Annotated in this window: 18 protein-coding genes; 9 read left to right on the top strand and 9 right to left on the bottom strand. The window is 65.5% G+C overall.

The window, feature by feature from the left end; translation table 11 throughout:
• Positions 1–15: 15 nt before the first annotated feature.
• Positions 16–1104 carry a magnesium and cobalt transport protein CorA gene (locus MTX35_RS21215; RefSeq protein WP_243596862.1) on the top strand — a complete coding sequence of 363 codons (1089 nt, stop codon included), beginning with the start codon at positions 16–18 and terminating at the stop codon, positions 1102–1104.
• A gap of 138 nt (positions 1105–1242) precedes the next feature.
• The gene (locus tag MTX35_RS21210) at positions 1243–2220 is read left to right on the top strand and encodes a lipase family protein (protein WP_243596861.1); all 978 of its coding nucleotides are present in this window, start codon (positions 1243–1245) and stop codon (positions 2218–2220) included.
• Between the two features lie 7 nt (positions 2221–2227).
• On the opposite strand, the gene MTX35_RS21205 is transcribed toward MTX35_RS21210, so the two are convergent.
• A complete protein-coding gene (locus MTX35_RS21205; RefSeq protein WP_243596860.1) occupies positions 2228–2821 on the bottom strand; it encodes a suppressor of fused domain protein in 594 nt (197 codons plus the stop codon).
• Between the two features lie 70 nt (positions 2822–2891).
• Here MTX35_RS21205 and MTX35_RS21200 point away from each other — a divergent pair, with 70 nt between their 5' ends.
• From MTX35_RS21200 to MTX35_RS21190, 3 genes are all read left to right on the top strand, one after another.
• Complete coding sequence (locus tag MTX35_RS21200) at positions 2892–3608, top strand: metallophosphoesterase (protein ID WP_243596859.1); 717 nt, start codon at positions 2892–2894, stop codon at positions 3606–3608.
• Entirely contained in the window at positions 3598–4461 is an 864-nt protein-coding gene (locus MTX35_RS21195; RefSeq protein WP_243596858.1) for a chromosome partitioning protein ParB, read from the top strand. The genes MTX35_RS21200 and MTX35_RS21195 overlap by 11 nt, the downstream gene beginning before the upstream one ends.
• 132 nt (positions 4462–4593) lie before the next feature.
• Positions 4594–6024, top strand: a complete 1431-nt coding sequence (locus tag MTX35_RS21190; protein ID WP_243596857.1) for an MFS transporter — start codon at positions 4594–4596, stop codon at positions 6022–6024.
• Between the two features lie 38 nt (positions 6025–6062).
• Here MTX35_RS21190 and MTX35_RS21185 read toward each other — a convergent pair whose 3' ends face one another.
• The 6 genes from MTX35_RS21185 to MTX35_RS21160 form a co-directional block, all read right to left on the bottom strand.
• Entirely contained in the window at positions 6063–7232 is a 1170-nt protein-coding gene (locus tag MTX35_RS21185) for an ABC transporter ATP-binding protein (RefSeq protein WP_037191571.1), read from the bottom strand.
• A gap of 5 nt (positions 7233–7237) precedes the next feature.
• Positions 7238–8071 carry a carbohydrate ABC transporter permease gene (locus MTX35_RS21180; protein ID WP_243596856.1) on the bottom strand — a complete coding sequence of 278 codons (834 nt, stop codon included), beginning with the start codon at positions 8069–8071 and terminating at the stop codon, positions 7238–7240.
• Positions 8071–9021: a carbohydrate ABC transporter permease gene (locus tag MTX35_RS21175; RefSeq protein WP_243596855.1), complete on the bottom strand. Its 951-nt coding sequence runs from the start codon at positions 9019–9021 to the stop codon at positions 8071–8073. Before MTX35_RS21175 ends, MTX35_RS21180 begins: the two co-directional genes overlap by 1 nt.
• Entirely contained in the window at positions 9018–10340 is a 1323-nt protein-coding gene (locus tag MTX35_RS21170; RefSeq protein ID WP_308198157.1) for an extracellular solute-binding protein, read from the bottom strand. Before MTX35_RS21170 ends, MTX35_RS21175 begins: the two co-directional genes overlap by 4 nt.
• Positions 10341–10535: 195 nt before the next feature.
• Positions 10536–11024, bottom strand: a complete 489-nt coding sequence (locus MTX35_RS21165; protein ID WP_008714301.1) for a general stress protein — start codon at positions 11022–11024, stop codon at positions 10536–10538.
• Between the two features lie 69 nt (positions 11025–11093).
• Positions 11094–12035 (bottom strand): CoA ester lyase, encoded by a 942-nt coding sequence (locus MTX35_RS21160; protein ID WP_243596930.1) that lies wholly within the window; start codon positions 12033–12035, stop codon positions 11094–11096.
• A 74-nt stretch (positions 12036–12109) separates the two neighbouring features.
• Here MTX35_RS21160 and MTX35_RS21155 point away from each other — a divergent pair, with 74 nt between their 5' ends.
• The 4 genes from MTX35_RS21155 to MTX35_RS21140 all read left to right on the top strand — a co-directional run bounded on the left by MTX35_RS21155 (position 12110) and on the right by MTX35_RS21140 (position 16118).
• Positions 12110–13384, top strand: coding sequence for a magnesium transporter MgtE N-terminal domain-containing protein (locus tag MTX35_RS21155; protein ID WP_243596854.1), 1275 nt, complete (start codon positions 12110–12112; stop codon positions 13382–13384).
• A 20-nt stretch (positions 13385–13404) separates the two neighbouring features.
• Complete coding sequence (locus MTX35_RS21150) at positions 13405–13935, top strand: DUF1003 domain-containing protein (RefSeq protein WP_243596929.1); 531 nt, start codon at positions 13405–13407, stop codon at positions 13933–13935.
• A 120-nt stretch (positions 13936–14055) separates the two neighbouring features.
• A complete protein-coding gene (locus MTX35_RS21145; RefSeq protein ID WP_243596853.1) occupies positions 14056–14922 on the top strand; it encodes a lytic transglycosylase domain-containing protein in 867 nt (288 codons plus the stop codon).
• Between the two features lie 59 nt (positions 14923–14981).
• Entirely contained in the window at positions 14982–16118 is a 1137-nt protein-coding gene (locus tag MTX35_RS21140) for an Mrp/NBP35 family ATP-binding protein (protein ID WP_243596852.1), read from the top strand.
• A 180-nt stretch (positions 16119–16298) separates the two neighbouring features.
• Here the strand turns inward: MTX35_RS21140 and tatB are convergent, their stop codons facing one another.
• The gene (gene tatB / locus MTX35_RS21135; protein WP_243596851.1) at positions 16299–16763 is read right to left on the bottom strand and encodes a Sec-independent protein translocase protein TatB; all 465 of its coding nucleotides are present in this window, start codon (positions 16761–16763) and stop codon (positions 16299–16301) included.
• A gap of 18 nt (positions 16764–16781) precedes the next feature.
• Positions 16782–18314 (bottom strand): S1C family serine protease, encoded by a 1533-nt coding sequence (locus MTX35_RS21130; RefSeq protein ID WP_374230342.1) that lies wholly within the window; start codon positions 18312–18314, stop codon positions 16782–16784.

The raw sequence follows: 18314 nt of genomic DNA, 5'->3' as shown, positions 1-18314 counted from the left end.
GTACGATTGCCCGCCATGCCGTCCCTTCCACCTCGCCCGTCGCTGCCCTCACTGCATCGACGTACCGCCAAGGCAGATCACGAGCCGACACCGCGAATTCCGGTGCCCACGGCCCGCGCGATCGTCGACAGCGCGGTCTATGTCGACGGCGCCCGGCTGCCCGGCAGATTCACCCACACCTCGGCCATCGCAGAGGTGCGGGCCCGCGGCGAGGGATTCGTGTGGGTCGGTCTGCACGCGCCCGACGACCACCAGATGAGTGCCATCGCTCAGTGCTACGGGCTGCACGAGCTGATGGTCGAGGACACCGTGCACGCCCACCAGAGGCCAAAACTCGAGCGCTACGACGACGTCGCGTTCCTGGTGCTGCGCACGGTGAAGTACGTCGAGCACGAGTCGGTGACGACCGCCAACGAGATCGTCGAGAGCGGCGAGATCATGGTGATGGTCGGCCGTGACTTCGTCATCACCGTCCGGCACGGTGAGCATTCCGGGTTGGCCGGCGTGCGTCAGCGTCTCGAAGCGAACTCCGAACAACTCGCGCTCGGACCGTCGGCGGTGCTGCACGCGGTGGCAGACCACGTGGTCGACGAGTATCTCGCGGTGACCGAATCGATCGAGCGAGACGTCGACGGGATGGAGGAGGAGGTGTTCTCGCCGCACCACCACGTGCCCATCGAGAACATCTATCTCCTCAAGCGGGAGGTGGTGGAGCTTCGCCGGTCGGTGACACCGCTGTCGACGCCGCTGGCGCGGCTGGTGCAGGAGCCGAGCGTCCCCAAAGCCGTGCGGCGCTATCTGCGCGACGTACAGGACCATCACACGACGGTGGCCGAGCGCATCTCCGAGTACGACGAGGTGCTCAGCTCACTCGTCGACGCCGCGCTGGCGCGTGTGACCATGCAGCAGAACCTGGACATGCGCAAGATCTCGGCGTGGGTGGCGATCGCCGCTGTGCCGACGATGGTCGCGGGCATCTACGGGATGAACTTCGACAACATGCCCGAACTGCACTGGACGTACGGCTACCACCTGATGGTCGCAATCGTCCTGTGCGTGTGTCTCGGATTGTGGCGCACGTTCCACAAGAACGACTGGCTCTAGCAACGTTCGGAAATTGGACATCGTCCAACGTGCGGACGCGATTGTTGGCGATTCCCCCGAAGCTCCACGGGTGTTGAGCCCCCCGGCCCTCACCGGATGACACTGCACAAGACGTGCAGTTCATTTCGGAAGGTAACGATGAAGATCCGCGCTCTGGCGGTGGCCTCGGCCGTCGCCGCACTCTGCTCGTTCACCCCGGCGGCAGCATCGGCCGAGACCGGTTCCGAACCAGGGCAGGCGGCCGTCGGCCCGCCGCTGACCGTCGCGGCGGCCGAACTGGACAAGGCCCTCACGTGCACCACCGATCTGCGCGACGCCACCCGCGATCCGGTCCTGCTCACCCCGGCCTTCGCCACCGATCAGCAATCCTTCGGCTGGAACTATCTTCGATCACTGCCCGCTGCAGGGATACCGGTGTGCAGCCTCTCCTTCCCCGACGAGGGGTACGGCGACCTGCAGATCGCCGCCCAGTATGTAGTGCACGCCGTCCGCACGATGGCCGCCGACAGCGGTCGCCAGGTGGTCATGATGGGTCACCAGCACGGCCCACTGGACGAGCTGTGGGCGTTGACGTTCTGGCCGGACCTGCCTGCCCTGGTGTCGGATTTCATCTCGCTCGCCACCCCGTACAACGGCACCGACTCGGCACGGTCGGGATGTGACGACGCGCAGGAGTGCCCGCCGGCGAACTGGCAGATCGCCACCGGATCGAAGTTCCTCACCGCGCTGGCGGCGCGTCCGTTGCCGGACGGGCCGGGCTACACCTCGATCTACACGCAATTCGACGAGTTGATCTATCCGCAACCGCGCGCGAGCACCCTTGCCGGAGCGTCGAACATCGCCGTGCAGGACATCTGCCCACTACGACCGGTCGAACACTTCGGCATTCTCGGTGACAACGTCGCGTACAACATCGTGCTCGACGCACTCGACCACGACGGACCCGCTGCGCAGAAACGCATTTCGAAGAACCTGTGCTTCACCACGACGATGCCCCAGCTGCGCTACACGCTGGAATCGTCGATCACCGGATTCGCCTACGGCCTCGGCGTTCCCCAGCATTTCGAGAACGACTCGGTGGACGCCGAACCCGAGTTGGCGTCCTACGCGCAGTAGGGGCGGATCAGAGGCTGGCTGCGGACCGGTTGGGATCGCGCACGTCGATTCCCGCTTCCGTCCACGCCTCGCGCAGCGCGTCCGCGCCGCGCAACCGCACCCAGGCCGCCTCGGTGCCGGTGAGAGGCACGGCAGCCAGAAAGCGAACCGGATCGTAGGGCTCGGGCAGAGTCAGATCCGCGATATCACTGTCACCGAGCAGCACGGCAGTGAACGGCGCGTTGGTCCACAGCGGCTCACCCAGATCGAGCAGCGCATCCTCGACGAGCACGACGCCCTCCACCGCGGGTGACGCGGCGAGCACGGCCAAGGACTTGTGCACGCCCGACGCCACGCCTGCCCCACCGCGAAGAGTCAGCACCAGTTCTGCACGGGGGCCCCGCGAGGGATCGGCAACGAGTTCGTTGGGGTCGGCCATGGGGTGCCGAGAACAGCCGAGACTGGCGTACCGGACCACGTCGGAGTCCGCGCCGAATCTCAGGACGTCCAGCGACTCGAGGCCGAGGAACGTCACCGACGCCGACGACGGGTTGTCGTCGCCGATCTCGGTCACCAGATGTGCGCGTACCGCTGCAATGACACTGTCGCTCACCTGACCCATCCAACACCACCGATGCCCGAGAAGTCCGTTCGGAGGTGCCCCCGCACCGGAGGTGGGTACCGTCGTACCCGTGGTCTCCGTTCTCGCAGTTGCCGACGAAACGATCGAATCACTGTGGAGTCCGCAGGTGAAGTCGCTCGGAGTGGACCTGATCCTCGGCGCGGGCGACCTCCCCTTCGACTACCTCGAGTACCTCACCGACGCGTTGAACGCGCCGTGCGTCTTCGTCCCGGGCAACCACGACGCGGACCTCACCGGATACTCGGCCGGGCGCGCGGGGTGGATGCGCGCCGGGCTGCCCGCCACCTGGCCCGGACCGGTCGGTGCCGTCAACGTCGACCGTCGCATCGTCTCCGCGGCCGGTCTGCGGATCGCCGGTCTCGGCGGGTCCATCCGCTACAACGGTGGGCCCAATCAGTGGACCCAACGGCAGCAACGTCGGCGCTCACGCACCCTGACCCGAACGTTCGCGTGGCATCGCACCGTGCGCAAGGATCTTCGGCCCGTCGACATTCTGCTCACCCACAGTCCACCGCTCGGGGTCGGCGACGACACCGACCCCGCGCACATCGGTTTCGACTGCCTGAACGAGGTGACGCGTCGACTCTCCCCACAGTTGTTGTTGCACGGTCATATTCATCCGCACGGTCATACCCCGGACGATCTGACCCTGCACGACGCCGCGGTGATCAACACCGTCGGATACACCCTTCTCGAGATCGAACCGGGCGACAGCAGAACGGATTTCGAGGCACCGAAGATCGTGAGGCGCAGACATGGCACGTGACACCGGATTTCCGGCCGCGGATGCGGAGAACGACTTCACCCGCCAGCGCCGACGCGCCGACGTCGCCCGGCTGGTCGGGTGGCTCCGGCGTCAACCCGACGACGTCAACACCATTCTGCCGTTCGACGAGGTGGTCGCCGCCCTCGGCAAGGTGGGCGAGCGTCACCTCGGCCTGCAGGTCATCCGCGTCGACACCATCGTCGGAAGTGTCGATCGCACGCGCGATTTCGATCGATTCTTCCGGCCGACGTCAGCGCGTATCCGCGAACGCTGGCAGCGACTCGCGGCCGCTCAACGCCGAGGCGAGGCGATGCCGCCGATCCAGGTCTACCGCATCGGTGGGATGCACTTCGTCGTCGACGGTCATCACCGAGTCTCCATCGCCTTCGCGATGCACCGGACGTCGATCGATGCCGTCGTCACCGAGATCATCACGCGCATCTCACCCGAGGGCATCACTCGACGCGGCGACCTGCTGATCAAGGATCACCGGCGCATCTTCCTCAGTCGAGTGCCGTTGGTGGGCCGGGCCCGCGAGGCCGTACAGGTCACCGACCCCTTCGACTACGCCCAGCTGAGCGAATCGGTGGAGGCGTGGGGATTCCGGTTGATGCAGGAGGTCGGCGAATTCGTCGACCGCGGTACCGTCGCGCGGCGTTGGTTCGGTGAGGAGTACCTGCCGGTGGTGCGCATGGTGCGCGCGGCCGAAATTCTCGAGGATCGCACCGACGCGGAGGCGTACCTGTGGATGAGCCGGGAGCGTTACCGCCTGGTACGCGAACACGTCTGGAACGACGAAATCGTCAGCGAACTCCGGCAGAAAGCGCTGGGGAAGCCCAACCGGGGCCAATGACCCCGTCGAACCGGCCGTAGGACTACGCCCTCGCGAGCCCCACGGTCGAGCCGTAGCCGACAATTACTTAGATGCGTTCAACATTTGTGTTCGATTCGGTTCGTTTTTCACACGTAACGAGGTAGCTCCTCCATGTCCACCCGCCGCACGCTGCTGCCCGGACTCTGCTTCATCGTGATGACTCTCGCCGTCCTGCAGACGATGGTCGTGCCCATCGTGGGCACCATCGGTACCCAGCTCGGCGTCGGCACCACGGCAGCGGGCTGGGTACTGACGGCCAATCTCCTCGCCGCGGTCATCGCCACCCCCGTCATCGGCCGGCTCGCCGACCTGCACGGTAAACGACCCGTTCTCGTCGGCGTCCTGACTGTCGTGCTGGCCGGGTCGCTGTTGGCAGCGTTGACCGATTCACTCGTCTGGCTGCTGGTCGGCCGTATCCTGCAGGGCGTCTCGTACGCCCTGTTCCCCATCGCTCTTGCCGTGTTGCGCGACGAAATGCCACCCCGCGCACTCGTCGGCTCCATGTCGATCCTGTCCGGCACGCTCGGCGTGGGCGGCGGATTCGGACTGGTGCTGACGGGGCTGCTCACGGCCGACGGCGCCGACTACCACCGCGTGTTCTGGCTCACCGTCGCCATCGTCGTCGTCGCTCTCGCCATTGCCTGGTTCGGCGTGCCTGTACGACCACGACACGCCCGCGGATCCGTCGACTGGTGGGGTGCCGTGCTCCTGGCCGGCACTCTTCTGCTGCTGTTCCTCGCCCTCACCCAGGGCCGGACGTGGGGCTGGGGTTCGGTGGCCACCATCGGCTGCGCTGTCGCAGGCGCACTGTTGGGAACGGTCTGGTGGATCTTCGAGAAGCGCATCGATGCACCGCTCGTCGCGCCCCGCATGCTCACTCACGGTCCACTGTTGGCCACCAACGTCGCCACGCTCTTCGTCGGCATCGGCATGTTCGTCAATTTTCTCGCCTGCTCGTACTTCGTGCAGACCCCACGCGCCGTCGCCGGTTACGGCTTCACCGCCAACGTTCTCGAAGCGAGCGTCGTGTACCTGCTACCCGGTGCTGCGGTGGGAGTGGTTGCCGCGGTGATCAGCGGTCGACTCATCCGATCGTTCGGGCCCCGCCGAGTGCTGATCGCAGGAGCGGTGATCGGGCTGATCGGGTTCGCCTTCGTGGCACTGGCCCACGATCACACCTGGCAGCTGATCACCGCAGGCATCGTCATCAACATGTTCGTCAGCCTCGCCTTCGCGGCGCTGCCCAACCTGCTGATGGCCGAAGTCAGCGCCGCCGACACCGGCGTGGCGAACAGCGTCAATTCGATCGTCAGGACAGTCGGCACCTCGATCGCGAGCGCCACGTTGACCACCGTCCTCGCCATGTTCACCATCGAGGGGACGGTCGTTGCCCGCGAGAGCGTCTACACCGCAGCCTTCGCCGCAGGCGCGGTGGCCTGCCTCGTGGTCGCGTTCGTGGCGATGGCCATCAAGAGCACTCCGGCGGCTCACGAGTCGGTCGTGGTCGGTGCAGGCAGCGAGCATGTGAACGAAACTTCGTAGTCCACTACGATGTTTCGTTCACATGCGGCGCAGCCGCTCTACAGCGTCAGGTTGGCACCCGAGGCCTGGTCGAACACCGAGATCTTCGCCGGGTCGAACCACAGTTCCACCTGACCACCCTCGGCGGCCTTGGACTCGGCGGCCAGACGCGCAACCACCTGTGCGCCACCGAGATCGGCGATGCCCGCATCGGCCGCGAGTTCCTGCAGTTCGCTGGATTCGACGCGCGCACCCTTCAGGGTGAAGTAGACGTACTTGTCGCTGCCCATCGACTCGAGCACATCGACGGTGGCGGTGAAGGTGGCACCGCTCATCTTCTGATAGCCGTCGATCAGGGCCGCGTCCTCGAAGTGCTCGGGGCGGATGCCGACGACCACCTCGCGGCCGGGGTTCTTGGCCTTGATCGCATCCATCCGTTCGAGCGGGATGTCGATATCGCCCAACGCGGTCGAGACACCGTTCGAGGTGAGCTGTCCGGGAACGAAGTTCATCGAGGGCGATCCGATGAAGCCGCCCACGAACAGGTTTCGCGGCTTGTCGTAGAGCTCCTGCGGAGAACCGATCTGCTGCACCAACCCGCCGCGCAGCACCACGACGCGATCGCCGAGGGTCATGGCCTCGGTCTGGTCGTGGGTGACGTACACGGTGGTGGTGCCGAGCCGCTTCTGCAGACGCGAGATCTCGGCGCGGGTCTGCACGCGCAGCTTCGCGTCGAGGTTGGACAGCGGCTCGTCCATCAGGAACGCCTTGGGTGTACGAACGATGGCGCGGCCCATGGCAACTCGCTGACGCTGACCACCGGAGAGATTCGCCGGCTTGCGGTCGAGATGCTGGCTCAGATCGAGGATCTTGGCTGCCTCCTCGACCTTGCTGTTGATTTCCGACTTCGAGAGCTTGGCGAGCGTCAGCGGGAAGGCGATGTTCTGCCGCACCGTCATGTGCGGGTACAGCGCGTACGACTGGAACACCATCGCGATGTCGCGATCCTTCGGTGCCTTCTCGTTGACGCGCTCCCCCGCGATGCGCAGCTCGCCGGACGAGATGTCCTCGAGACCGGCGATCATGTTGAGGGTGGTGGACTTTCCGCAACCGGACGGCCCGACGAGGATGATGAACTCGCCGTCGGCGATGGTGATGTCGACGTCGCTCACCGCCGCTGCGCCGTCGGGGTAGAGCTTGGTGACTTTGTCGAGAACGATTTCGGCCATGACGGTTATCCCTTCACTGCGCCGGACGTCAAGCCCGCCACGATACGTCGTTGGAAGAAGAGCACAAAAATGATGATCGGGATCGTGATGACGACGGCGGCCGCCGCGATCGATCCCGTGGGCTCCTCGAACTGAGAGCTACCGGTGAACTGCGAGATGGCCGCCGGGACGGTGACCGAACGTTCCGTCGCCGTCAGCGAGATGGCGAGCAGCAGGTCGTTCCAGGCGAAGATGAACACCAGGATGGCGGCGGTGACGATGCCGGGTGCGGCCAGCGGGGCGATGACCTTGCGGAACGCCTGTGCGGGCGTCGCGCCGTCCATCTTCGCTGCCTTCTCCAGCTCCCACGGAATCTCGCGGAAGAACGCCGACAGGGTGTAGATCGCCAACGGCAACGCGAAGGTGATGTACGGGATGATCAGTCCCGGCCAGGTGTCGAACAGTCCCAGCGAGCGGGAGATGTCGAACAGCGGTGTCACCAGGGAGATCTGGGGGAACATCGCGATCAGCAGTGCCGCACCGACGAGTGCCTTCTTGCCCGGAAAGTCCAGGCGAGCAACGGCGTACGCGGCCATCGTGCCGATCACCACGGCGATCACCGTGGTGATCAGACCGATGCCGATGGAGTTCACCAGGGCCGAGGTGAACTGGTTCGTCTGGAAGATGCCCTTGTAGTTGTCGAAGGTGATCGAAGTAGGGATGAACTTGCCGTCCGCGATGGTCGCCGTCGACTTGAACGAGAGACTGATGATCCACAGCAGCGGAACGAGTGCGTAGATCAGGACGAGGACGTTGACGACCGTCCAACCGACCTTCTTGCGAGGCGTAACAGTGGTCATTACTTGCGGCCTCCGTCGTCGGATCCCGGTGCCGAGGCACCGAACAACTTGATGAACACGAACGCGATGATCGCGACGCAGAAGAAGATCAGGATGCTGATCGCCGACCCGAGTCCGAGGTTGAACGCACCGAACAGATTGTTGTAACCGAGGATCGAGACCGATCCGGTTTCGTTGCTACCTCGGGTCAGGACGTAGATGTTGTCGAAGATGCGGAACGCGTCGAGGGTGCGGAAGAGCACCGCGACGAGAATCGCCGGCTTCATCAACGGGATCGTGATGCGCATCAACCTGGTCCACGCGCCTGCCCCGTCGACCTCGGCTGCCTTGAGCAGATCGTCGGGCACCAGCGCCAGCCCTGCCAAGAGCAGCAGCGCCATGAACGGCGTCGTCTTCCACACCTCGGCCAGCACGACGATGGCCAGGGATGGGAACTGCTCGGTGAGTGGGGCACTGCCGTCGGGCAGCAGATTCGCGAGGTAGCCGGTGCCCGGGGTCCAGGCGTAGTACCAGCTGTACGCCGCGGCGACGGTCACGATGCCGTACGGAATGAGCACCACGGTGCGTACCAGTCCACGGCCGAAGATGGTGCGGTGCATGACCAGAGCCACCGCGAGGCCGAGGATGAACTCGATGATCACCGAGATGATCGTGATGCCGGCCGTGACGCTGAAGGCCGTCCACCAGTAACCGTCGGAGAGCACCGTCACGTAGTTGGAGACACCGACGAATTCACGATCCTCGGGAAACGCGAGGTTGTACTTCTGCAGGCTGAGCCAGAACGCGTAGATGATCGGATATCCGGTCACCGCGATCATCAGCAGGGCGGCGGGTGCGATGAGCAACAGCCCCAGCCGACGTTCGGCCTTCTTGCCGTCGGAGACGTTCTTCAGGGCAGCCTGCTTGTCGGCGGGCTGCGACTGAGGCTGCGACTCGGTAGGAGCACTCATGGAATCAACCCTTCGGAATTGACGGCCTTGGTGACCAGATCTGCGAGCTTGTCCACGTCGGCCACCGGGTCGATGTCCTGCGGCGGGTTGAGCGCATCGGTCAGCAGAATCGAGATGCTCTGGTACGCAGGCGAAACGGGCCGCACGGCTGCCGACTCGATGGAGCCGAGAACCCCTTCCCACGCGGGATAGACGGCCTGGAACTCCGGATCGTCGTACAGGCGTGCAAGCACCGGCGGCACACCACCGTTGACGGCGTTGTTGCGCTGGTTCTCCTCGTTGGTGAGGCACTCGACGGCCTCCCATGCGAGGTCCTCGTATTGGGTGGTCTTCGCGACGCCTATGTTGAACCCACCGATGGTGACCTTCGCGGGCTCACCGGGATTCACCTCCGGGTACGGAGCGCTACGGAACACCTCGGCGATCCGCGCGTCCTGCTGATCGGCAGGCACACCGGACAGATCGAGGAACGACACCGCGCCCGCCGCGGCGTTCTCCTTCAGGCCGGGCAACACGAAGGGGTAGTTGACCTGGAAGGCCATCCGTCCCGCTTCCATGCCGAGCCGGGCGGTTCCCTCGTCGCTCTGCGAGACCGATGGATCGCGGCCGTCGGCGGTGGCGACCCGCTTGATGATCTCGAGGGCTTTCTCGGTGGCGGCGCGGTGCTCGGGAGTGTCGTTCAGGGTCACCGTCGTTCCGTCTTCACCGACGACCGACCCGCCCGCGCTCTCGAGCAGCGAGTTGAACCAGACCATGAAGCCCTCGTACTGCTTGGCCTGGACGCCGATCTCCGACGGCTGACCGGCGGCCGCGTTGGCCTCGGCTATGTCGATCATCTGGTCCCAGGTCTGCGGAGGGGCACCGTCGGGAACCACGTCCGGTCGGTACCACAGCAACTGGGTGTTGGAGTTGAGCGGAACCGCGTACAGCTGGTCCTGCCATTCCGCCGTGGCGAGGGGGCCTTCGAGTGTGGAGCCGTCGCGTAGCTTCGCAGACAGGTCCTCGGGAACGGGCAATGCCCATCCGGCTTCGGCGAATTCGGCCGTCCACACCACGTCGAGCGTCATCAGATCCAGCGTCTTGTCGTTTCCGGCGAGACGCCGTGCGAGTTGGAGTCGCTGATCGTTCGCGCTCTTGGGCAGAGTTCTCTGCTCCACGCGGTATCGACCGTTCGAGGCGTCCGAACACAGCTGAGCCGCAGCGGCGTACTGCTCTGCGCCGTCTGCGGCAGTGTAGAAACTCAGAACCGGAACCGAACTGTCGGACGAACCACACGCTGCGAGCAACGGACTCGTCACCAGAGCCGCTGCCGCCAACACCCCTATCCTCGTTGCTTTTCCACGCCTACGACCACGATGTCTCGGCACTTTCCGCCTCCGTACGTTCAGTTACTCGCGCAGCACACTGGGTGAGACTGCCGTGCACGAAAGAAACGTAACCGAACTCACTGGCATCGAGGGCGATTTGGGGCTATTCCGTTACCTGTCGGTTGCCTGGTCGTCCACCAGGTGTGATCAGATCGACAGTTTGGCGAGCAGGTCGCGTGCTTTCTCCGCGGTTCGGGGCTCACAGAGGACGTCGTACCGGCCCGCGACCAACTGCATGCTCGACGCGAAATCTCGCTGCCCCTTGGTGGCCGCATACGGAATGGACGCCGAGATCAAACCGAAGATGATGCCACCGCCGACGCCGATGAGCAGGGCTCCGAAGATGTTCTCGCTGAAGATTCCGAGCACCAGACCGAGGAACACACCGAGCCATGCGCCCGAAACAATGCCTCCACCAATCACTTTGGGCCACGTGAGGCGTCCGAGAACGCGTTCGACCTGCATCAGATCGACGCCGACGATCGTCACGTCCTGTACCGAGAACTCTTCGTCGGACAGATAGTCGACGGCACGCTGGGCCTCGGCGTAGGTGGGATACGAGCCGATGGGCCAACCGGAAGGCGGCGTCGGCAGGCCCTGCCCGGGGCGGCCGGACTGCGAGAGGGGATTGGTCATGACTCCATTGTGCCCCGAAACGGACACCCGGCACACCCGTTGTGCCGGTTCACAGCGCGGGCGGCTCGATCAGGACGAGGGCGCGACGAAGGCCGTCGTGCGCGTCATTCGGGCCGCTCGCCCCTTCGCCGAGACCACGAGCGCCATCTTGCGACTCGCCTCGTCGATCATCTCGTCGTCGAGCATCACCGCGCCGCGACCACCGCCTGCCGCGGACGTATGGAACTCGTACGCGTCGAGAATCATCTCGGCCTTGTCGTAATCGGCCTGACGCGGCGCGAAGATCTCGTTGGCCGCCTCGATCTGCGTCGGGTGCAGCACCCACTTGCCGTCGAAACCGAGACCGGCCGTGCGGCCCGCTGCCCGTCGGAAGGCGTCGAGATCGCGAATCTGCAGGTAGGGCCCGTCGATCGCCTGCAAGCCGTGCGTCCGGGCCGCGAGCAGAATGGTCATCAGAATGTGGTGGTAGGCGTCGCCGGTGTCGTATCCGACCGGCTGCTCACCGACGACAAGGGTGCGCATGTTCACGCTGGCCATCAGATCCGCGGGACCGAACACCAGGGTTTGCACCCGGGGGCTCGCGGTCGCGATCTCGTCGATGTTGCGCAGACTGCGCGCGCTCTCGATCTGCGGCTCGATTCCGATGGCGCCGACGTCGAGTCCGTGCTCCCTCTCGATCTGAGTGAGCAGTAGGTCCAGCGCCTGCACATGCGCGGCGCACTCGACCTTGGGCAGCAGGATGGCGTCGAGAGTGCGTCCGGCACCGGAGACGACATCGATGACGTCGCCGTACGTCCACTGGGTCGTCCAGTCGTTGACGCGTACGACCTTGAGCTGATCGCCCCAGCCGTCGGAGTTCAGGGCGTCGACGATGCGCGCCCGTGCCTCGACCTTCGCAATCGGCGCGACGGCGTCTTCGAGATCGAGAAAGATCGCGTCGGCAGGAAGACCCTTGGCCTTGGCGATCATCTTGTCCGAACTGCCCGGAACGGCCAGTACCGACCGCCGCATGCCCGAAGCACTCACGAAAGCACAACCCCTGTCTGATTCACCCTCTGTATTGCGAAGCCTCTAACCTTGCCATCATGGCAGCACTGAGCAAGGTATTCGCGGCCAGGCTCGCCGGCCTGGGCGTCCTGGGGCCCGACGGCGAATCGATCGGCCGGGTCCGCGACGTGGTCATCTCGATGCGCGTCGGTAGAGCGCAACCGCGAGTCCTCGGCCTCGTGGTCGAATTGGCAACTCGGCGAAGAATTTTCGTACCGATGCTCAGAGTCACCAGTATCGAGCCCAACTCGGTCCAGCTCACGACCGGAAACGTCAGTCTGCGTCGATTCACGCAGCGCGCGAACGAGATTCTTGTGTTCGCGCAGATCCTCGACTCCAAGGTGCGCGTCGACGACCCCGAGCTCGACGAGTTGCACGACGTCGATTCGATCGTCGTCGACCTGGGGGTCGAGCTCACCCGAACGCGGGATTGGGTGGTGGCCAGGGTCGCCGTACGCAAACAGCGGCAACGGCTGGCGCGACGCGGTGCGATCCACGTCGTGGACTGGCAGCACGTGCAGGGGCTCACGCAGAACGAGCTGTCGATGCCCGATCAGGGTGTGGCGCAGCTGCTCATGCAGTTCGAGGACCTGCGCGCGGCCGACGTGGCCAACGCGATGCGCGAGCTGCCCGTCAAGCGCCGTATGGAAGTCGCTCGGGCACTCGACGACGAGCGCCTCGCCGACGTCGTCCAGGAACTGCCCGACGACGATCAGGTGGAGCTGATGCACTACCTCGGCGTCGACCGTGGTGCCGACGTGCTCGAGGCCATGGACCCCGACGACGCTGCCGATCTGCTGGGCGAGCTGCCCGAGACCGAGGCGGAATCGCTTCTGCGCCTGATGGATCCGGAGGATTCCGCACCCGTCCGTCGCCTGCTCGAACACTCCCCCGACACCGCCGGTGGCCTGATGACCCCCGAGCCCGTCATCCTCACCGCGTCGACCACGGTGGCCGAGGCGCTCGCCCGGGTACGTAACCCCGACCTGACACCCGCGCTGGCGTCACTGGTGTTCGTGGTCCGGCCCCCGACCGCAACACCGACCGGGCCGTACCTCGGCTGCGTCCATCTGCAACAGCTGCTGCGAGAACCCCCGGCGAGCCTGGTCGGCGGAGTTGTGGACAGCGCTCTGCCGCGCTTGTCCCCCGACGACAGCCTCACCGCCGTGACGCGATACTTCGCGACGTACAACCTCGTCTGCGGCCCTGTGGTCGACGACGAGGACCACCTGGTCGGGGCCGTGACCGTGGACGACGTCCTCGATCACCTGCTGCCCGAGGACTGGCGAGATCAGGAAGTGGCCGGACAGTGAAAGAAACAGCACGCCAGAGAATGGACACCCCGCGTGGATCGCGGTTGTTCAACGTCAGCCTCGACGTCGACCTGGGCAAGTCGGGCGAGAAGGCCGCGAGGTTCCTCGGTACCGGTCGTTACCTGGCAATCCAGACCGCCATCGTGATCGTCTGGATCTTCCTCAACGTCGTCGCCATCAACCTGCAGTGGGATCCGTATCCCTTCATCCTGCTCAACCTCGCGTTCTCGACCCAGGCCGCGTACGCGGCTCCGCTGATCCTGCTGGCCCAGAATCGGCAGGACGACCGCGACCGCGTCTCGCTCGAGGAGGACCGATCTCGCGCGCAACAGACGAAAGCCGACACCGAGTTCCTCGCCCGCGAACTCGCAGCACTGCGCATCGCCGTCGGAGAGGTCGCAACCCGCGATTACCTGCGTCGCGAACTCGACGAGATCAAGGCGCTACTCGAGCAGGCGACCGGGCAGCCCGTGGCGATTCCGAAGAAAGCACGGAAGAAGGCAGCAGCACGCGTGGCCGACGACGCGTCGGGCGACACCGATCTGCACTAGACGGGCCTCCGCGCCTGGTAACGGCCCGATAACGGAACAGTCTCGAATCAGGTACCCTCGATCCCGGTCATCAGGTCGGGCCCCGGTTGTCATCCGGGGAAATCAGGAGGTACAGCACGCGTGGGTCGTCACAGAAAAGCATCGAATTCCAAGGTCCGACGGAACTCGGTGATTGCTCTGGCAGGACTCGTCCCCGCAGGACTCGTCACCGCCGCCACCAGCGCCGGAGCCACCGAATACATTCCGTTCGTCAGCACCGAGACGGCTCCGGCCGCGCAGGAATCGAACTCGGTCGTCGAGACTCCGCAGCCCATCGCCCTGGACCAGCAGGCGCAGCCGGTGGCTCAGGCCGAGTTGCCGGTGCCCGCTCCGGTCCCAGCACCGGCCCCGGTGACCCCGCCCACACCCGAGCTCCCCACCAACCTCGCGGTGAGCCCCATCGCGATTCCGGTGGTCAACGTCTCCGCCTACAAGAACGCCGAGCAAATCCTGGCCCAGCAGCAACCCGGCTGCGGCATCAGCTGGACCGTCATCGCCGGAATCGGCCGCGTCGAGTCCACCCATGCCAACAACGGAAAGGTCGACGACTCGGGCGAGCTGCACGAGCCCATCCTCGGCCCGCGCCTGAACGGCACCCTGGCCGGAAACCAGGTGATTCGTGACACCGACGGCGGCGCACTCGACGGTGACGCCGAATACGACCGCGCAGTCGGACCGATGCAGTTCCTGCCCTCGACGTGGAACCTCTACCACGCAGACGGCAACGGCGACGGCGTCTCCGACCCGCAGAACCTCTACGACGCTGCGCTGGCCACCGGCATGTATCTCTGCGACAACGGGACCGATATGCGCGACCTCGGATCGACCACCAAGGCGATCCTGCGCTACAACAACTCGATGGCCTACGTGGCGAACGTGCTCGCATGGTCGGCCGGATACGCCACCGGCATCATCCCGACCTCGGACCAGCTACCACGCATTCACTGATCAGGTGTCCGGCTGCCCTGCTGTCCATCGACGCAGTGCCCACCGCCTAGCATGAAGTAATGGCTGTACTGACCGAATCCGACGTTCGGACCGCGCTCACGAAGGTGATCGATCCCGAGATCCGCAAACCCATCACCGATCTGGGGATGGTCAAGAGCATCGACATCGCCGACGACGGAGCCGTCGGGGTCGGGATCTACCTCACAACGTCCGGCTGCCCGATGAAGACCGAGATCAGCGACCGCGTCAAGAACGCGGTCGCCGACGTCGCGGGCGTCGGCACGGTGACGGTCGAACTCGACGTGATGAACGACGAGCAGCGCACCGAACTCCGCAAGTCGCTGCGCGGCGACTCCGCAGAGCCGATCATTCCCTTCGCGCAACCCGGATCCCTGACGCGCGTGTACGCGGTGGCGTCGGGCAAGGGGGGCGTGGGCAAGTCCAGCGTGACGGTCAATCTGGCCGCATCACTGACCGCTCGTGGACTGTCGGTCGGCGTGCTCGACGCCGACATCTACGGTCACTCCGTGCCCCGGATGCTCGGCAACGACGCCAAGCCAACGCAGGTCGAGAAGATGATCATGCCGCCCCAGGCACACGGCGTGAAGTTCATCTCCATCGCCCAGTTCACACAGGGAAACACCCCGGTCGTGTGGCGCGGGCCGATGCTGCACCGCGCGTTGCAGCAGTTCCTCGCCGATGTCTTCTGGGGCGACCTGGACGTACTGCTGCTCGACCTTCCGCCGGGCACCGGCGACGTGGCAATCTCTGTCGCACAGCTCATTCCGAGTGCTGAGATCCTCGTGGTCACCACGCCACAGCAAGCTGCGGCAGAGGTGGCCGAACGCGCGGGGGCAATTGCCCTGCAGACTCGGCAGCGCGTGGCAGGCGTCGTGGAGAACATGTCGTGGCTCGAGCTGCCCGACGGCACCCGCATGGACATCTTCGGATCCGGCGGCGGTCAGGACGTATCGGATCGACTGACCAAGGCCGTGGGTGCGAGCGTTCCTCTGCTGGGGCAGATCCCCCTCGACACCGCCGTCCGAGAAGGCGGTGACGCCGGAACTCCCATCGTGCTGAGCAATCCGGAATCGCCCGCGGCTCAGGCACTGGAGGCCGTGGCTGCGAAACTGGCAGTACGAGAGCGCGGTCTGGTCGGAATGTCACTCGGCATCGACTCGGCGCGCAAACTCTAGGCGGGCGGCGTCGCCCGCTTCCCCTGCCGCGTCAATGGACCATTGCACCGATCAGACGTGTGCAGTGGTCCATTCACGTCGGACCCATGACTGCGTGAATGGACCGTTGCACCGCTCAGACGTGTGCAGTGGTCCATTGACGAGAACCAGGGGCGGGATGCGGCGCAGGACGAAGACCGGCTACGTCGCGTCCGCGTCGATCGGCGGAGTATCGCCCGCCGACAACTTCGGCTCGTTCTCGCGCATCGACACGGTGTTGCCGGACGCACCGCCCGAGGACACGCCGTTCTGAGGCGTCGGGCCGCCTGAATTCTTCGGCTTGGCGTCGAAGGGCTTGCCCTTGAAGGTGTCGTCGAGGGGATTCTTGAAGACCGAGTCGTCGCCGTCGAGCAGGTGTTTGGTGATCACTGCCCGCGGGGTCATGCCTCGGAGTTGGTTGAGGTCCGCGAGCGGCTTGCGCAAGTCCTCGAAATCGGTGCCGAGCTCGTCCTTGAGCTGCTGGCTGGCACCGTTGGCGTAATCCTTGACCTGCCGAATCGACTTGGACACCCAGCTGATCGCGCCAGGGAGGCGATCCGGGCCGAGGATGACGAGAGCTGCTACGAGGAGAATGACGAGCTCTCCCCAACCGATGTTGCCGAACACGTCTGTCAGCCTACGTCGTCAGTCCGAAACCGGCGTGACGGAGAGGTCCACCAGCCGTCCCGAGCGGACGAGCTGCACCGGAACCGACTCACCGATCGTGGTGGCCTGCACGGCAACGACCAACTCGTCGGCGTCGCCCACCGTGCGATCGCCGACCTTGGTGATGACGTCGCCTTCCACGATTCCGGCCCGCTGGGCAGGCCCGTCGGCGCGGACGTTCGCGACCTCCGCGCCGGCGGAGGTGTCGTTGATGACCGAGCGAGCGTTGATGCCGATATCCGGGTGCCGCATGACGCCGTCTCGGATCAACGACTGCGTCACCTCGAAGACCTCGTCGACCGGGATCGCGAAGCCAAGGCCCACCGATCCGCCGCTCTCGCTGCGGATCGCCGAGTTGATGCCGATCACCCGGCCCTCGAAGTCGATGAGCGGGCCACCGGAGTTGCCGGGGTTGATGGCAGCGTCGGTCTGCACGGCGTCGATGACGGCGTCGGTGTCGGTGCCTTCACCCGACAGGGCGACGGGTCGGTCGAGCGCGCTGACGATGCCGGAGGTGACGGTCTTGTTCAATCCCAGCGGTGAGCCGACGGCGATCACGTCCTGCCCGACGCGAACGTCCTCGGAACGACCGAGTTCGGCGACGGTCAGGTTGCCGACATCGGTCTTGAGGACCGCGAGGTCGGTCTTGGTGTCGCGGCCGACGATGTCGGCCGGCACCTTGGTGCCGTCGGAGAACGTCACTTCCAACGTCGAGTTCTCCGGGTCGGATGCGGCCAGCGAGATCACGTGATTGTTCGTCACGATGTAACCCTCACCTGCGATGACGACGCCCGAGCCGGTGCCGCCGGTCTCGCCGAGCGTCACCTGGATCGACACCACGGACGGCAGGACGGCGTCGGCGACGTTGCTGATCTGCCCGCGCGGGATGTCGTCGCCACTGGACTGGGTCAGTGTCACTTTCTGGCTGGTCAACGCGCCGGTCACCTCGGCGGTGAGGCGCCCGAAGAGGCCGCCGACCAACCCGATGACGAGAGCGAGAACACCGAGCACGACGAGGGCTCGAACGGACACCGATCGGCCGAACAGCACATCGCGCACACCGAGCTTGGTGCCCGGCGGGAGAACGGGCGGGGGCGGCGTGTCGAGCGCCGCGCTGCCGAGGGACACCCGAGCGGTGGGGTCGCGCCACGGATCGGCCGGAGCCGACGGGGCGGTATCGCTGTCGGTCTCGGCGTTCGGATCACGTTGCAGCGATTCCTCGGTGTCGTCCGGACGTCCGAATGCCTCGGCGAGAATGGGATCGGGTGGCCGCACCGAGACGCGCGACGGCAGTTCCTCGCCGGGCCTGCGCTCGGAGAACGAACCGTCGACGTTGTCGGGGCGTCCGAACACCGATGCCGACACCGGATCGACGGAGGGTCGATACACCGGACGCGGTGGCAACCGTGGACCTTCCGGACCCATACCGTCGGGCTCGGTCGCCGACGGGTCGGTGCCGGTCGTCTCGGTGCTGGTCGAATTCGATGTCACGCGTCCGGTTACCCCTCGCAT

The sequence above is a fragment of the Rhodococcus sp. ARC_M12 genome (assembly GCF_022810385.1).
Lineage (GTDB): Bacteria > Actinomycetota > Actinomycetes > Mycobacteriales > Mycobacteriaceae > Rhodococcoides > Rhodococcoides navarretei.
This window is presented reverse-complemented; position numbering and strand designations above follow the sequence as displayed.

Excerpts from the sequence above, each read along its gene's own strand:
- MTX35_RS21140 (WP_243596852.1), top strand. The coding sequence starts at position 14,982 with ATGGCTGTACTGACCGAATCCGACGTTCGGACCGCGCTCACGAAGGTG.
- MTX35_RS21210 (WP_243596861.1), top strand. The coding sequence starts at position 1,243 with ATGAAGATCCGCGCTCTGGCGGTGGCCTCGGCCGTCGCCGCACTCTGC.
- MTX35_RS21195 (WP_243596858.1), top strand. The coding sequence starts at position 3,598 with ATGGCACGTGACACCGGATTTCCGGCCGCGGATGCGGAGAACGACTTC.
- MTX35_RS21165 (WP_008714301.1), bottom strand. The coding sequence starts at position 11,024 with ATGACCAATCCCCTCTCGCAGTCCGGCCGCCCCGGGCAGGGCCTGCCG.
- MTX35_RS21155 (WP_243596854.1), top strand. The coding sequence starts at position 12,110 with ATGGCAGCACTGAGCAAGGTATTCGCGGCCAGGCTCGCCGGCCTGGGC.
- MTX35_RS21205 (WP_243596860.1), bottom strand. The coding sequence starts at position 2,821 with ATGGGTCAGGTGAGCGACAGTGTCATTGCAGCGGTACGCGCACATCTG.
- MTX35_RS21185 (WP_037191571.1), bottom strand. The coding sequence starts at position 7,232 with ATGGCCGAAATCGTTCTCGACAAAGTCACCAAGCTCTACCCCGACGGC.
- MTX35_RS21215 (WP_243596862.1), top strand. The coding sequence starts at position 16 with ATGCCGTCCCTTCCACCTCGCCCGTCGCTGCCCTCACTGCATCGACGT.
- MTX35_RS21175 (WP_243596855.1), bottom strand. The coding sequence starts at position 9,021 with ATGAGTGCTCCTACCGAGTCGCAGCCTCAGTCGCAGCCCGCCGACAAG.
- MTX35_RS21190 (WP_243596857.1), top strand. The coding sequence starts at position 4,594 with ATGTCCACCCGCCGCACGCTGCTGCCCGGACTCTGCTTCATCGTGATG.
- MTX35_RS21150 (WP_243596929.1), top strand. The coding sequence starts at position 13,405 with ATGGACACCCCGCGTGGATCGCGGTTGTTCAACGTCAGCCTCGACGTC.
- MTX35_RS21160 (WP_243596930.1), bottom strand. The coding sequence starts at position 12,035 with ATGCGGCGGTCGGTACTGGCCGTTCCGGGCAGTTCGGACAAGATGATC.
- MTX35_RS21180 (WP_243596856.1), bottom strand. The coding sequence starts at position 8,071 with ATGACCACTGTTACGCCTCGCAAGAAGGTCGGTTGGACGGTCGTCAAC.
- MTX35_RS21130 (WP_374230342.1), bottom strand. The coding sequence starts at position 18,314 with ATGCGAGGGGTAACCGGACGCGTGACATCGAATTCGACCAGCACCGAG.